The organism is Ruegeria sp. P10, from assembly GCF_056534925.1.
Genome location: NZ_JBQERJ010000003.1, coordinates 15665 through 31228 on the forward strand (window position 1 = coordinate 15665; position 15564 = coordinate 31228).

Here is a 15564-nt window from a genome sequence, read left to right on the forward strand (position 1 = left end):
CAAATTTCCCTCTCGGCGCGTGTTCAGCCTTGAACACGGAGGCTTGGTGATGCAGATAACACTCAGCAAATCCCAATATCCAAGTCATTTGAGAGGGAGGCCACAGATGCCCATCAAAGTCGGACAGGATAACGCCAAAACGCGCCGCAGTCTGAGCGTGAATGGTAAATCCATTTCCTATTATTCGATCCCTGCCGCGCAAGAGGCCGGTCTGGGCGATTTCTCGAAACTGCCTGCCGCACTCAAGGTGGTTCTGGAAAACATGTTGCGGTTCGAGGATGACGGGTTTTCGGTCTCGGTCGATGACATCAAGGCTTTTGCCGAATGGGGCGCCAACGGTGGCAAAAACCCTCGTGAAATCGCCTATCGCCCTGCCCGGGTACTGATGCAGGATTTCACCGGCGTTCCCGCCGTGGTGGATCTGGCCGCGATGCGGGACGGCATCAAGGCGTTGGGCGGCGACGCGCAAAAGATCAACCCGCTGAACCCTGTCGATCTGGTCATCGACCATTCGGTGATGATCGACGAATTCGGCAACCCGCGCGCGTTCCAGATGAATGTGGACCGTGAATACGAACGCAACATGGAACGGTACCAGTTCCTGAAATGGGGTCAGGGTGCATTCAACAACTTCCGCGTTGTCCCCCCCGGCACCGGCATCTGCCACCAGGTGAACCTTGAATATTTGGCCCAGACCGTCTGGACCGACACCGACCAGAACGGTGAAGAAGTCGCCTATCCCGACACGCTGGTCGGCACCGACAGTCACACCACCATGGTCAACGGCATGGCCGTGCTGGGCTGGGGTGTCGGCGGGATCGAGGCCGAGGCCGCGATGCTGGGTCAACCGATCTCGATGCTGATCCCCGAGGTCGTGGGCTTTGAGCTGACCGGTGATCTGGTCGAAGGCACCACCGGCACCGACCTGGTTCTGAAGGTCGTGGAAATGCTGCGCGAAAAAGGCGTTGTCGGCAAGTTCGTCGAATTCTACGGCGAAGGCCTGGATCGTCTGCCGCTGGCCGACCGTGCGACCATCGCCAACATGGCCCCGGAATACGGCGCGACATGCGGCTTTTTCCCGATTGACGGCGAAACGCTGCGCTACATGCGCAACACCGGCCGCGACGAGGATCGCATCGCGCTGGTTGAAGCCTACGCCAAGGAAAACGGTTTCTGGCGCGATGAAAACTATGCGCCGATCTACACCGACACCCTGACCCTGGATATGGGCACGATTGTTCCGGCAATCTCGGGGCCCAAACGCCCGCAGGATTATGTTGCGCTGACTGACGCCAAGGCCGCATTCGCCAAGGAAATGGCCGAGACCTTCAATCGCCCGATGGGCAAACAGGTCGAGGTCAAAGGCGAAAACTATGGCATGGAATCGGGCAAGGTCGTGATCGCCTCGATCACGTCCTGCACCAACACGTCGAACCCTTACGTGATGATCGGAGCGGGCCTCGTGGCGCGTAAGGCAGCCGCGCTGGGGCTGGATCGCAAGCCTTGGGTCAAAACCTCACTGGCACCGGGGTCGCAGGTTGTGTCCGCTTACCTCGAGGCCGCGGGCCTTCAGGAGGATCTGGACAAGATCGGCTTCAACCTCGTCGGATACGGCTGCACCACATGTATCGGCAACTCGGGGCCGATTCAGAAAGAAATCTCGGAGGCCATTGCGGAAGGCGATCTGGTCGCCACTTCGGTCTTGTCCGGCAACCGCAACTTCGAAGGCCGCATCTCGCCCGACGTGCGCGCAAACTATCTGGCTTCGCCGCCTCTGGTCGTCGTGTACGCCCTGGCAGGCACCATGGACATCGACCTGACGTCCGAACCGATCGGTCAGGACAAGGACGGCAACGACGTCTATATGAAAGACCTCTGGCCAACGCAGCAGGAGGTCGCGGAACTGGTCGAACAGACTGTCACGCGCGAAGCGTTCCAGTCGAAATACGCCGACGTCTTCAAAGGGGACGAGAAATGGCAGTCGGTCGAAACCACCGATGCGGAAACCTATGACTGGCCGCCGACATCGACCTATATCCAGAACCCGCCCTATTTCCAGGGCATGGGCCCCGAACCGGGCACGATTTCCAACATCGAAGGCGCCAAGGTTCTGGCCATTCTGGGTGACATGGTCACGACCGACCACATCTCACCTGCTGGGTCATTCGCAACGACCTCGCCCGCAGGCCAGTACCTGATCGAACGTCAGGTTCAGCCGCGTGAATTCAATTCATATGGTTCACGCCGCGGCAACCACGAGGTGATGATGCGCGGAACTTTCGCCAACATCCGCATCAAGAACGAGATGCTGGACGGCGTCGAAGGCGGTTACACCAAAGGCCCGGACGGTGAACAGACGTCAATTTATGACGCCTCGATGGCCTATCAGGCGAACAGCACCCCGCTGGTGGTATTCGGTGGCGAGCAATATGGCGCGGGCTCAAGCCGCGACTGGGCGGCCAAGGGCACGGCGCTGCTGGGCGTCAAGGCCGTTATCGCCGAGAGCTTTGAGCGTATCCACCGTTCGAACCTTGTTGGCATGGGGGTCATTCCGTTCGAGTTTACAGGTGGCGACACCCGCAAAACCCTGGGGCTGAAAGGGGATGAAACCGTTTCGATTCACGGGCTGGATACGATCGAGCCGCTACAGGAAGTCCCGTGCACCATCGTTTATGGCGATGGAACCGAAAAGACCATCACCCTGAAATGCCGTATCGATACCGCGCCCGAGATTGAATACATCGAAAACGGTGGCGTGTTGCATTACGTCCTGCGCAATCTTGCGAAGGCATCATAACCGATACCAAAGCGTGCAATTCAAACCCCCGGCCACCCGCCGGGGGTTTTTTGTTTTCTGGTCATTTATTCGAAAACCTGAAACTGTTGGGCAAGGTCGTCAACGGAAAACCATTCGCCATGAAGAAACCCAACGCCCTGCTGGTATGTTCGCTCAGCGTAATTGCCGTGATCGGGATATGGGGTGTCGTGGACATTCAAAGTCTGGTGACCTGGGCAAGCGGCATCGTCCAGCAGACCTTCCACAGCCGCGGCTGGTTCGTGATGCTCGCCGCTTCGGGTATGTTGATCGGATGCCTGTTTCTGGCGTTTTCACCCTATGGAAATATTCGCCTTGGCCGGGATGACGAGGAGCCAGAGTTTTCCACCGCCACATGGATTTCAATGCTGTTCTCCGCCGGTATGGGCGTCGGCCTGTTGTTTTGGGCGGTGGCGGAACCGCTGACCCATTTCAACTTCATCTCCGGCATGGCGCCGGATTTCATCGCGGCGCAACAGGCGATGCTGGCGACAAATTTCCATTGGGGGCTGCATGCCTGGGCGATTTATGGCTCCACCGCGCTGACCATTGCCTATTTCAGCTTTCGGCGCGGTACGGGGATGATGGTCAGTGCGCCGATCAAAAACCTGTTTCCCGGCAAACGCTGGGCTGAACGTGTCGGGTGGCTTTCGGACTTCATGGCGATCATCGCCATTGCCATTGGTGTCGGTGGCTCCATGGCCATGGGCGTGTTTCAGGTGGCAGACGGCATCGCAGTGCTGGGCGGTCGGGAAACGGTCGGCGCCCTTTTGATTGGTGTCGTGTTTCTGGCAATGGTTGCTGCGTATATCCCGGCACTCTTGATCGATCTGGGCCAAGGCATGGCGCGCCTGTCCAATGCCGCCATGCTGATCGCAATCGGCCTTGTTGCCTACACGGTGGTCCTTGGCCCCACCGAATACCTTCTGAATACCATCGTTCAGGGGTTCGGCGACTATGTCACCAATGTCATCCCCAGGGGATTTCAGACCTTTACGTTCTTCGGCGATGACGTCACCAGATGGTTCAGCGACTGGACCCTTACCTACATGGTCTGGTGGATTGCCTGGGGCCCGTTCGTGGGCGTCTTTGTCGCGCGTATCTCTCGCGGTCGCACGATACGGGAATTCGTGATCGGCGTCCTGTTCGCCCCCACGCTGTTTTCAATCCTCTGGTTCGGTGCCTTTGGTGGCATTGGCCTGTTCGAGGCACTTAATGGTGCGGGCGAACTGCTGGCCTATACGCAGACAAACATCGAACGCGTGACCTTCGCCCTGCTCGACCGACTTCCACTTTCCGTGATCACCACGCTTGCAACGGTACTGGCCGCCTTTCTGTTCATCGTGACCAGCGTCGTAAGCGCAGCCTTTGTTCTGGGCACCTTCTCGACGGGCGGGGACGAGAACCCCCCGCCGCGTGTGCGTCTGATCTGGGGAGGATTGCTGGGACTGCTGAGCGTTGCAATGATCCTTTCGGGATCCGTGGACTCGGTGAAGATCCTCATCTCGCTTGGCGCATTGCCCTTTGTCTTCATTTCGGTCCTGCTGATGGTGTGCCTGTTCCGCGGGCTCAGAGAGGAGGGCCAACGCAATGCTGATCGGTGATCTTACGGACACATTGATGAACCTTGTCACCTTCGCGTTCATCGCGGCAATGCTCTGGATATTGCTGCGCAAGTGACCGCATTCCGGCAGCGCAAAAATCAACGTTGAATCCCGGGCGCTTTGCCGGTCATCTGAGTTCATGGAAAAAGTAGCACTGATAACCGGTGGTGCCCGTGGAATTGGGCGGGCAATAGTCGAAGACCTGCGCGGTGATCACCGTGTCGCCTTCACTTGGTTGGCCAGCCACCCCGATTCAGAATTGCTGAAAGGTGACGTTCTGGCGGTTCAGTCTGACCTTACAAAAGACAACCAACCCAACCGGGTGATCGAAAAGGTCATCGATCACTTCGGGCGACTGGACGTGATCGTGAACAACGCCGGTCTTGTTCGTTCCACTCCGAAACAACAGTTTCAGGCCGCGGACCATCGCGCCATTCTTGACCTCAACGTGCTGGCCCCCGCCGCGTTGCTTGCTGCGGCATTGCCGCATCTGAAACGCGGCGCTTCGATCGTCAGCATCTCATCGATGAACGCAACATTGCCACCGCGGGACGCCGCGACCTACGGGGCAAGCAAAGCCGCGCTGAACCTCTGGACGCGCGCCATGGCAAAAGAGCTTGGCCCGGACGGAATCCGCGTCAACGCGGTTGCACCGGGTGCCATCAACATCCCCGAAGCCCCCCGCCCTGACGATCTGACATCGCTATTCGTCAGGGAAACGGCGCTGGGCCGGATAGGAACTCCGGAAGACATCGCCAGGGTCGTTCGGTTTCTGACCTCGGACGCGGCGGGATTCGTAACCGGAGAGGTCCTGGGCGTGACCGGAGGCTATCGCTTGTAAGGTGGCTCAAACCTCGTTTTCCAAATTGCTCAACCGCCTGCAGCTTTTTCCAACGCCGGACGCAGAGTGTTTTCAATCACCCGCTGCGTAATCGGGCCGGCAAAGCGCAAAATGATCGTGCCGTCGCCATCAACCACATAGGTTTCGGGAACGCCGTAAAGGCCCCAATCCAATGCCATGCGACCTTTCTCATCACGTCCAATCGCGGCGTAAGGATCGCCAAGCTCGGTCAAAAAGGCTTGGGCGTTGTCCAACTGATCTTTGTAGTTGACGCCATAGACCGGGATGCCTTCGGCGGCCAGAGCCTCCAGATTGGGATGCTCGGCACGGCATGGCGCGCACCAGCTGGCCCAGTAGTTTACCAGCTTGACCTCTCCATCCCGCAGCGTGGCATCATCAAACAGCTTCTTTTCCGGGAACTCGCTCAGAACCACGGGCGGAGCCGGTTGGCCTTCGCGGGCAGAGGGCAACGCGTTGGGGTCTTCACGGAACATACCGATCCCGGCCAACACGGCGAAAGCGCCAAAAATCAAAGGCGGCGCGATCATCAGGGGCGATATCTTAGCCATTTCGCGAAATCCTTTGTTCGATCTTTTCCATTTCAGTGCGTACCTTTCGCCCTCGCATTACGCTGAACACGATCAATGCCACCAGCAGTATGATGGACACGGCATAAGACGACAAAACCGCGTCAGCATATTTTCCAAGATCGGGGATCATCCGCCCACCCTTTCCCGCGCCTGCAACGCCTTGATGCGCCGCGCGCGGATTTCAGTTCCGGTGCGGTACAGCACCAAAGCGATGAACAGCAGTACAAATCCGATGATGCACAGCAACAGCGGATAGAAGTAGATATTGCTGACTTTCTCTTCCGTATCGGCCCCGGTCACGGCTGCCGCGCGCATGACCGATGCGCCCTGATGCAAGCCCTGGTTCCAGAAGTTGACCGCATATCGGCTGAGCAGCGCGAACACGGATCCGACCAGACACAGAACCGAGGTCAGGTCCGCCGCAGTGTCCGGATCCTCGATGGCTTCCCACAATGCGACATAGCCAAGATAGAACAGGAACAGGATCAGAAACGACGTCAGACGCGGATCCCACGCCCACCAGGTGCCCCACATGGGCTGTCCCCAGATCGCCCCGGTCAGCAACGCAATCAAGGTCATCACAATCCCGATCGGCGCAGCCGCCCGTGCCGCCAGCGCGCTGACATGATGACGCCGAACCAGCCAGACCAGAGAAGTTGCCAGCATCATCAGCCAGCAATTGATCGCCATCAGCGCCGCCGGGACGTGCAGATAGATGATCTTGACCGTCGACCCTTGTTTATAGTCGTCCGGCGTGAAGAAGAACCCCCAGACCAGCCCGACGACGATGCAGAAGATCGAGACGATCCAGAAAAACGGCAGGACACGTTCACTGGTCGCAAGAAACTTGCGCGGATTGGCGTATTCCCAGAGGGCATTGGCTTTGGCTGCTATCGACATGGGCCCTATCTAGTCCGAGTTGCGGGTATTCTCAATTGACATCAGTCAAAGTTGGGGCGGTTCACCGCAGATTGATACGTAACACAGCCGCGCTGGCAAAGGGCAACAACGCGATGGTGGCCGCCGTGATCCCCGCCAGCATCAACAAAGACGTCTGCACGTCCATCCCCGTTGCCCCACGCCGGGCGACCTCGGCCCCGAAAATCAGGGTGGGGACGTAAAGCGGCAGCACCAAGAGCGACAACAGCAACCCGCCGCGCTTGAGACCGACGGTCAGGGCAGCACCGAATGTTCCGATCACGCTCATGGCCGGGGTGCCGATCAGCAGCGAGATGACAAGCCAGAAGAACCCCTGCGCAGGCAGGTTCAGCAGGACCCCCAGAAAAGGTGCGGCCAGAACCAAAGGCAGGCCTGTGGTCAGCCAGTGGGCCAGCGCCTTAATGGTCACGACTGATTCCAGCGGCAGCGGCGCCGTGGCCAGCAGGTCCAGCGATCCGTCCTCCCAGTCCAGCGCCAGAAGACGGTCAAGAGACAGCAGGCAGGCCAGCAACGCCCCCAGCCAGAGCACACCCGGCGCGATGGTGGTCAGCAGTGACGATTGTGGCCCCACTGCAAACGGCACCATCACGGTCACGATCAGGAAAAAGGCCAATCCCAAACCAAACCCGCCACCCGCTCGGAAGGCCAGTTTCAGGTCGCGCAGCAGAAGGGCGATCACAGGAAACCTCCGTCGAAATCGTCAATGGGTTTGGGTTTGGCCTTGTTCGGGCCGACGTCCAGAACCTCGCCATCCAGACCAAGGTCGATATGGGTCGCGATCAGGGCTGACCCACCCTGCCCCAGATGCGCGCGGACTGCATCGGCGAACATTTGCACCGCATTTCTGTCCAGCGAAACGGTCGGCTCGTCCAGCATCCAGATCGGCCGCCCGGTGACCAGCATGCGTGCCAGCCCCAGCCGCCGTTTCTGACCGGCCGACAGGTACCCCGCATGGCGATCCGACAGCTCGTTCAACTGGAACGCGTCCAGCGCCGTCTGGATGCCGTTGGTGCCAAAGACAGAAGCCCAGAACGTCAGGTTCTCGGATACAGTCAGCGTCGGTTTCAGCCCGTCCGAATGGGACGCATATGCAATCTGGTCTTCCGCGCCCTGGATCTGACCCTTCAGCGGCGGCTGCAACCCGGCCAATGTGCGCAGAAGGGTCGTTTTGCCGATCCCGTTCGGCCCACGCAGAATCAGCGCTTTGCCCGGAGGCAGCTGAAAGCTGAGGTGCTCCAGGACGGGAATGCCACCACGGGTGATCGACAGGTCGGTTACAATCAGAGTCATGAGACCCGCTTATCGGAATGTCATCAGAGGCAAAAGGTGGGATTTGCCGCAGTTCGGCTGTGGGAGCTTTGAGCAAAGAGGTCCGAGTGAGGGGCCGGCCCCTCACACACCCCGGGATATTTTCGGCCAGATGAAGGGATCCCGTCAGACCGGGATCAGAGCAAGCGCTATTCGGCGACCTTCTGAGAGCAAGACATTGTAGGTGCGGCACGCAGCCGGAGAATTCATGATTTCGACGCCGACACCGGCACTCTCCAACCGGGTGCGCAAAGACTGGGGAATGTGGGCCATGTCTTTGCCAGTGCCGACAAGCAGAACGTCAATTTCATCAGCCAGCTCCAGAAGTGGTTGCGCATCTCCATAACCGCCCCAGATGGCAGGTCCTGCGGGGCCGGTCAGAACTGCGCCTTCGAACACATCACCGCCAATGCGGAAAAAACCGGGGCCGTAGCCATCAACCGGCTTGGCATCCGAAAACGTAACTTGGTTGAGGCGCATTCCTTCCCTCCTTCAATCCAGGATCGGCAAACCGGACACGACTGCTATCAGAATGACCGAATAAGCCGCAGTGCGATAGATCCGTTCGAGCTTTGGATCGAACAGAGCCTTGCCGATCAGTGTCGTGGTCAGATAGGGCAAGCCCAGCAGCAGGACAATCCAAAGGATCGACAGATCCGCAGCGCCTCCGATCAGGATGCTGAAGACGATGGCCACGTCCAGCAAAGCCAGAAAGATGATCGTGTTGGCACGAATCTTGCGCACATCTGAAGAGCTGGCCAGATAGAATACGATAACGACCGGGCCGGTCAGTCCGGTCATGCCACCGATCACGCCTGCGCTGCCTCCGATGGCCATCCGTCCGGGCACACCCAGCCGTCCCTGCCAGCGCCAGCCAGTGACGATCGCCAACAGAGTCACGCCGGTGATACCACAGCCAATCCAGCGCAGAACGACCGTGTCGGCCTGTGCCATGACCCAAAGGCCAAGCGGCACGGTCAATGCCGCTGCAACGCCCAAAGTGCTGATTTCGGTCTTGTCGCATTCACGCCATGCCTGCGGCGCCAGCGCAAAAGTCGATACGATCCCGGTGGCTGCCATCAGAAAGACGACATCGGCAATCGGCAGAAATTGAGTGGCCACCGGAACAAAGATCATCGCGGTGCCAAAACCAGTGAAGCCGCGGACAAGTCCCGCGGCTCCGATGGTAAGAACCAACCAACCCAGCCCCGGCAGGGACAAGGCCTGTTGCAACGCCTCAGGCATCAATATTGGCAAACTGGTTGCCCGCCGTGTTCGACGGCTTGGACCAGTCGCGCTTGACCCCCAGCCACAACAGGATGGTCGAAGCGACGAAGACCGATGAATAAGTGCCCACGATCACGCCCCAGATCATCGCGAACACGAAGCCGCGGATCACATCGCCGCCCAGAACATAAAGTGAGATCAACGCCAGCAACGTCGTGACCGAGGTCATCACCGTCCGGCTGAGCGTCTCGTTGATCGAAATGTTCAGCACCTCTTTGAGGTCTTTCTTTTTGTACTTCCGCAGATTCTCTCGCACCCGGTCGAAAACGACCACGGTATCGTTCAGCGAATAACCGACGATGGTCAGAAGGGCCGCGATAATGGCCAGATCAAACCGGATTTGCAGTTCCGAGAAGATGCCGATGGTCAGGATCACATCGTGAACCAGTGCCGCCACGGCCCCCAGCGCAAACTGCCATTCGAACCGTAGCCAGATATAGACAAGCACCGCGCCAATCGCCAAAGCCACCGCGATGACGGCGGTCTGGATCAACTCGCCCGAGACCTTGGGGCCGACGGATTCTACGGAGACGAACTGAATATCAGGTATTACCTGCTGCAACGCGTCCTCTACGGCGGTGATGGTCGCTGCTTCGACAGCCTCGGCATCTTCCTGCGCCTGGATGCGGATCATCGCAACGTTTTCGTCATCCGCAAAGGTTGGATCGAAAATCTCGGTGATGGTCACATCGCCCAGTTCCAGCGGGGCGATGGCATCTCGGTATGTGCCCACATCGATCTCTACCGCGCTTTGCGTCCGGATCGTCGTGCCACCCCGGAAATCAATACCGAAATTCAGCCCTTGCAGCATGAACGAGGTGAAGGCAATCACCATCATCAGGCCGGAAATGCCCAACCAGACCTTCCAGCGGTTGAAGAAATCGAACGAGGTGTTCTGGGGTACGAGTTTCAGTCTCATGTCAAACCTCGATCGTTTTCGGACGGCGGCGTTCGAACCACATCACGACCATCAGGCGCGTCACGAAGATCGCGGTGAAGACCGAGGTCAGAATGCCGAGGCCCAGAGTGATTGCAAAGCCGCGCACCGGGCCACTGCCCATGGCAAACAGGATCACGGCGGTGATGAATGTGGTCACGTTCGCATCCAGAATGGCAGACAGCGCCTTTTCATAGCCCAGTTCGATTGCGCGCGCCGGACCTTTGGCGGATTTCAATTCCTCGCGGATACGTTCAAAAATCAGCACGTTGGCGTCCACCGCCATACCGACAGTCAATACGATCCCCGCGATACCCGGCAGGGTCAAGGTTGCTCCGATCATGGACAGCAGACCGAACAACAGGCCCACATTGATGATCAGCGCGATGTTGGCGAAGATCCCGAACAGACCATAGCTGAGCGCCATGAAAACCAGTACTGCCACAAAGGCCACGATTGTGGCGACTTTGCCCGCGTCGATACTGTCCTGCCCCAACTCGGGTCCGATGGTACGTTCTTCGAGGAATTCCAGGCCGGCAGGCAGTGCGCCCGCTCGCAGCAGGACGGCCAGATTGGTGCTTTCCTCAACCGTAAAGTTGCCGGTGATGATGCCTGAACCGCCCGGAATATGACTTTGGATCACGGGGGCCGAAATTACCTCGTCGTCCAGAACGATGGCAAAGGGGGCTCCGATATTGTCGCGGGTATAATCCCCGAATTTGCGCGCACCAGACGTGTTGAACCGGAAATTGACCGCAGGGCGACCGTTTTGGTCGAATGCGGGCTGCGCATCGACCAGTTCCTCTCCGGTAACGACCGGAGCGGATTCAATTGTGTAGTAAACACCGCTTTCGTCAATCGACGGCACAATTTCTTCGCCGATGCCTGCAACGGCATCCGGATTGGTGCCGCGTCCGGCGACCGGGTTAAAGGTCAGTTGCGCCGTCGTGCCGATGATCTCTTTCAACTCACCCGCGCTGCCGATGCCAGGCACCTGAATCAGGATACGATCGGCACCCTGACGCTGAATGGTCGGCTCTCGGGTGCCCACTTCGTCGATCCGGCGACGGATGATTTCCAACGATTGACGCACTGTGCGGTCGTCTGAGGCCAGTTTTTCTGCCTCGGACAACTGAACGACAATCGTGTCGCCTTCGGCACGTGCCTCGATATCCGTTGCCCCGACACCGGTCAGGGTCTGCACTTGACGGGCAAGACCGCGCACGACCTCCAGTGCCCGCGCCATGCCCTCAGGCTGGCTGATGCGCACGCGAATCTCATCTGGGGCCGATTCCTGACGGCGGACCGTCCCGACGGTCGAGCGCTCATCGCGCAGGGCGTCACGGATATCTGGCCACATCGCCTCCATCCGGGATTCGTAGACGTCCTGCACCTGAACTTCGGCCAACAGATGTGCACCGCCGCGCAGGTCAAGGCCCAGATTGACCAGCGACGAGGGCAGCCAGTTCGGCCATTGCCCCGCCTCGACCTGCAACTCGGGCGTATCCACGCCCAGCTCGATCGCGGCTTTGGCGTCGTTTGATTGCTCGACCCGTGTGTAAAACGCATTTGGCAGGGCCATGATCAGGCCAGTCACGCAGACCAGCCAGATCAGAACCCGCTTCCAGGTATCAATGTGCAGCATTACCCTGCCTTTTCAAGGATTTGTAAGGTGGTGTTATTTCGCGGGTTCGGTTTTGTTCAGAACCTGGGCGATGGTCGATTTGACCACACGCACTTTGACACCTTCGGCGATCTCGACTTCGATCTCGTTATCGCCTTCCTTGACCTTCGACACTTTGCCGATCAGCCCGCCCTGGGTGACAACCTGATCCCCCCGACGCACGGCATCGACCATGGCCTGATGTTCCTTCATTTTCTTCTGCTGCGGACGGATCAGCAGGAAATACATGATCGCAAAGATCAGGATCAGCGGGAGAAACTGGGCGATTGCGCCACCTTCCATGGGATATTCCTTTGTTCAGATCTTGCGGCACCGTTCCGCAAATTTTGCCGGAACCTATGCTTTGAAATGCGTGTTTGCAAGCAAAGGTGGTCATGTGATCGGCCGCAACCTGAGAAAGGTGCCACACGAACCGGTAAATCGTTGCAGATATGTCCTATGCAGGTATTTCAAATTGGCTATAGTCGAACATCAGGGGGGGCAATGAGAGCTAGATACAAACCATTCCAATCGTTGACGCTTTTGCTGTCCTTGCTGAGCTTGATCCTGTGTCTGGCCGCGCCGGTGAAGGCCCAGGAATTGCCTGCCGAAGCCACCGAACCCGAGGCGGAAGAAACCGAAAGTTTCAAGGCGCCCGTCATCGTGGACGGCGACATGTTGTTCTTCCTGCGCGGCTCCAGCGCTCTGCCCGCGCCGGAACGTGCCGAAAGCGTGCAGAACAAGATTATTGAGGTGGCCGAAGCCTCTGAAAGCCCCACCGTCGACATCACCTTTGAAGAAACCGACCTAGGCATACGCATTCGCGCCGACGGTGAAATCGTATCGATCGTGACGCTTGCAGACGCCGAACTGGATCAGATGGAGCTGGACGTCCTCGGCTTACTGCATGGTCAGGCCATCGAAGAGGCCATCCTTGCCTACCGCTCCAACCGTACAGATCAAGCCCGGGTATCCGGAGCGATTGAGGCCGCTGGATGGACCTTAGGCTTTGTCGTCTTCGTGCTGGTTATCCTTTGGCTTCACCGGCGGATCAGGCGGCGCACTCTGAAACTAGTAAAGCGTTATTTGAAGGATGTCGAAACGGCGACGGCCAAAAGCGTTCAGGCCGAAGCAATCGCCGCCCTGATCCGATACGGGCTGAATTTTGCCCTGTTGGTCATCTTCTTTCTCGGCTTCTACTACTACCTGTCCTTCGTTCTACTGGCCTTTGCGGAAACACGCTATTTCGCGCAACTGCTGCTGACCTATCTGACAGAACCGGTACTGCTGATATTCAAGGGAATACTCAGCTATATCCCAAACCTGATTATGCTCAGCCTGATCGCATGGGTCACGTTGTACATAATCAAGGGCATGCGCGTGTTCTTCGACGCGGTCGAAGCCGGTTCGTTCGAAATGGGCGATTTTGAAAAACACTGGGTCAATCCGACGTTCAACATCGCTCGGGTTATCGTGATTCTGATCGCGCTCGTCTTTGCCGTTCCCTACATTCCCGGTTCGGATTCGGCCGCCTTCCAGGGTCTGACCATTCTGGTCGGCGCCATGCTGTCGCTGGGTGCCAACTCGGTCGTGTCCAACATGCTGGCGGGGCTTTTCGTGATCTATCGCCGCTCCACGTCAATTGGCGACCGCATTCAGATCGGGGACCATATCGGCGACGTGGTTCAAATCAAACTGATGGAGACGCATCTGAAATCCATCAAGAACGAGCTGATTTCGATCCCGAACGCTCAATTGATGAATTCGGACGTTGTGAATTTCTCGAAGAAAACCGATGGCAGTGGGTTGCTGCTGCACACGACGGTTGGCATCGGATATGAAGAACCGCCCGAAAAGGTCGAAGCAATGCTGATCGAGGCGGCCAACCGCACCAAGGGCATCAAGGCCAAACCTGAACCTTTCGTACTGTGGACGGCGCTGGCCGACTACGCCATCAATTATCAGATCAACGGTTACACCATCCGCGGCAGCATCATTCCCAAAATCCGCTCGGACCTTCATCGCAACATTGTCGCCGTTTTCAACGAGAACAAAGTGCAGATCATGACGCCATCTTACATGGCTGATCCGCCAGAACCAAAAATCCCGGCGGATGAATGGGATGGACATCTGGCACATGAATCGCACGAGGAAGCGGATAAGTCGTAACCGGCGCTACACCCTGCCCCACAGATGGTGCATAAGCGGTTTCAGTGATTCACGCATTCAAGGATCTGAGACATGCACGACATCCGCGCCATTCGCGAAAACCCTGCCGCTTTCGACGCCGCTTTAGCGCGCCGTGGGGACGCGCCGGTGTCGTCAGATGTGCTCAGGCTGGACGAAAGCCGCCGCGCCAAGATTCTGGCGGCCGAAACAGCGCAAGCCGAACAGAACAAGGCGTCCAAGGAAGTCGGGGCTGCCAAAGCTCGAGGCGACGAAGCCGAATTCGAACGCCTGCGCGCGCTGGTTGCCGAGAAAAAAGCCGAAATCGCGCGGATGCAGACCGAGGCCAAGGATCTGGATGCCCTGCTGACGGATCAGTTGATCCGGATCGCAAATCTGCCCGCCGAGGATGTGCCGGATGGCGTGGATGAAAACGACAATGTCGAGATCGGCCGCTGGGGCACACCGCTTGAGCTGGGTTTTGCGCCCAAGGAACACTTCGAGATCGAAGCCGTTCAGCAAGGCATGGATTTCGAAACCGCAGCCAAACTCTCGGGTTCGCGATTTGTGCTGCTGTCCGGTGGCGTCGCCCGTATTCATCGCGCTTTGGCGCAGTTCATGCTGGATACGCATATCACCGAAAACGGGCTGACCGAGGTGAATGGCCCGGTTCTGGTTCTGTCCGAGATGATGCAGGGCACCGGCCAATTGCCGAAATTTGGCGAAGACAGCTATCAGACCCGCGAAGGCTGGTGGCTTATCCCGACCTCCGAAGTGTCGCTGACCAATATCGTCAACGACAGTTTGATCGAGGAAAGCTATCTGCCCCGCCGCTACACCGCGCATTCCCTGTGCTTCCGATCCGAGGCCGGATCCGCGGGCAAAGACACCCGCGGGATGTTGCGGCAGCACCAGTTCGAAAAGGTCGAGATGGTTTCGATCACGCATCCGGACAAATCGGATGAAGAACAAAAGCGCATGCTGCGCTGCGCCGAGGGCATTCTGGAAAAGCTGGGCATTCCTTACCGCACTGTCATCCTGTGTACCGGTGACATGGGCTTTGGCGCCCGCCGTACCTATGATATCGAGGCCTGGTTGCCCGGTCAGGACACCTATCGCGAGATCAGCTCGGTTTCGACCTGTGGTGATTTCCAGGCCCGCCGCATGAACGCTAGGTTCCGCCCCGAAGGTGGCGGCAAGCCGGAATACGTCCATACGCTGAACGGTTCAGGTTTGGCTGTTGGGCGTTGCCTGATTGCCGTGCTGGAAAATGGCCAGAACGCGGACGGCACCGTGACCCTGCCCGAAGTCCTGAGCCCCTATCTGGGCGGCAAACTGACCCTGCAACTGGACGGCACACTAGCCTGAAAAACGAAACCGGCACCATGAGGCGCCGGTTCACAATGCAAGACGG

At 58.3% G+C, this 15564-nt stretch carries 15 protein-coding genes; 5 read left to right on the top strand and 10 right to left on the bottom strand.

The features are described 5' to 3' along the window. Nucleotides 1-106: 106 nt before the first annotated feature. From acnA to ACR0FB_RS05915, 3 genes are all read left to right on the top strand, one after another. The gene (gene acnA / locus ACR0FB_RS05905; RefSeq protein ID WP_171723032.1) at nt 107-2797 is read left to right on the top strand and encodes an aconitate hydratase AcnA; all 2691 of its coding nucleotides are present in this window, start codon (nt 107-109) and stop codon (nt 2795-2797) included. A 119-nt stretch (nt 2798-2916) separates the two neighbouring features. Further along, on the top strand, nt 2917-4419 hold the full coding sequence (locus tag ACR0FB_RS05910; RefSeq protein WP_480619702.1) for a BCCT family transporter: 1503 nt from the start codon (nt 2917-2919) through the stop codon (nt 4417-4419). 139 nt (nt 4420-4558) lie between these two features. After that, nucleotides 4559-5260 carry an SDR family NAD(P)-dependent oxidoreductase gene (locus ACR0FB_RS05915; protein WP_480619704.1) on the top strand — a complete coding sequence of 234 codons (702 nt, stop codon included), beginning with the start codon at nt 4559-4561 and terminating at the stop codon, nt 5258-5260. A 29-nt stretch (nt 5261-5289) separates the two neighbouring features. On the opposite strand, the gene ACR0FB_RS05920 is transcribed toward ACR0FB_RS05915, so the two are convergent. The 10 genes from ACR0FB_RS05920 to yajC all read right to left on the bottom strand — a co-directional run bounded on the left by ACR0FB_RS05920 (nt 5290) and on the right by yajC (nt 12287). Next, complete coding sequence (locus tag ACR0FB_RS05920) at nt 5290-5829, bottom strand: DsbE family thiol:disulfide interchange protein (protein ID WP_171631422.1); 540 nt, start codon at nt 5827-5829, stop codon at nt 5290-5292. After that, complete coding sequence (gene ccmD / locus ACR0FB_RS05925) at nt 5822-5980, bottom strand: heme exporter protein CcmD (protein WP_209832714.1); 159 nt, start codon at nt 5978-5980, stop codon at nt 5822-5824. The genes ACR0FB_RS05920 and ccmD overlap by 8 nt, the downstream gene beginning before the upstream one ends. Beyond that, nucleotides 5977-6750, bottom strand: a complete 774-nt coding sequence (locus tag ACR0FB_RS05930) for a heme ABC transporter permease (RefSeq protein ID WP_152458361.1) — start codon at nt 6748-6750, stop codon at nt 5977-5979. Before ACR0FB_RS05930 ends, ccmD begins: the two co-directional genes overlap by 4 nt. A 61-nt stretch (nt 6751-6811) precedes the next feature. Then, on the bottom strand, nt 6812-7468 hold the full coding sequence (gene ccmB, locus ACR0FB_RS05935) for a heme exporter protein CcmB (protein ID WP_171631417.1): 657 nt from the start codon (nt 7466-7468) through the stop codon (nt 6812-6814). Further along, complete coding sequence (gene ccmA, locus ACR0FB_RS05940; protein ID WP_171723029.1) at nt 7465-8079, bottom strand: heme ABC exporter ATP-binding protein CcmA; 615 nt, start codon at nt 8077-8079, stop codon at nt 7465-7467. The genes ccmB and ccmA overlap by 4 nt, the downstream gene beginning before the upstream one ends. A 144-nt stretch (nt 8080-8223) precedes the next feature. Next, complete coding sequence (locus ACR0FB_RS05945; RefSeq protein WP_480619706.1) at nt 8224-8577, bottom strand: Mth938-like domain-containing protein; 354 nt, start codon at nt 8575-8577, stop codon at nt 8224-8226. 12 nt (nt 8578-8589) lie between these two features. Then, nucleotides 8590-9354: a sulfite exporter TauE/SafE family protein gene (locus ACR0FB_RS05950; protein ID WP_480619708.1), complete on the bottom strand. Its 765-nt coding sequence runs from the start codon at nt 9352-9354 to the stop codon at nt 8590-8592. Beyond that, complete coding sequence (gene secF, locus ACR0FB_RS05955; RefSeq protein WP_171115306.1) at nt 9335-10303, bottom strand: protein translocase subunit SecF; 969 nt, start codon at nt 10301-10303, stop codon at nt 9335-9337. Before secF ends, ACR0FB_RS05950 begins: the two co-directional genes overlap by 20 nt. Before the next feature lies 1 nt (nt 10304). Further along, nucleotides 10305-11966, bottom strand: a complete 1662-nt coding sequence (secD, locus tag ACR0FB_RS05960; RefSeq protein WP_171631395.1) for a protein translocase subunit SecD — start codon at nt 11964-11966, stop codon at nt 10305-10307. A gap of 33 nt (nt 11967-11999) precedes the next feature. Next, entirely contained in the window at nt 12000-12287 is a 288-nt protein-coding gene (yajC, locus tag ACR0FB_RS05965) for a preprotein translocase subunit YajC (RefSeq protein WP_117868574.1), read from the bottom strand. A 201-nt stretch (nt 12288-12488) separates the two neighbouring features. On the opposite strand from yajC, the gene ACR0FB_RS05970 reads away from it, so the two are divergent. Both ACR0FB_RS05970 and serS read left to right on the top strand, forming a co-directional pair. Further along, entirely contained in the window at nt 12489-14153 is a 1665-nt protein-coding gene (locus ACR0FB_RS05970; protein WP_480619710.1) for a mechanosensitive ion channel family protein, read from the top strand. A gap of 72 nt (nt 14154-14225) precedes the next feature. Continuing rightward, nucleotides 14226-15518, top strand: a complete 1293-nt coding sequence (gene serS / locus ACR0FB_RS05975; protein WP_480619712.1) for a serine--tRNA ligase — start codon at nt 14226-14228, stop codon at nt 15516-15518. Nucleotides 15519-15564 lie beyond the last annotated feature (46 nt).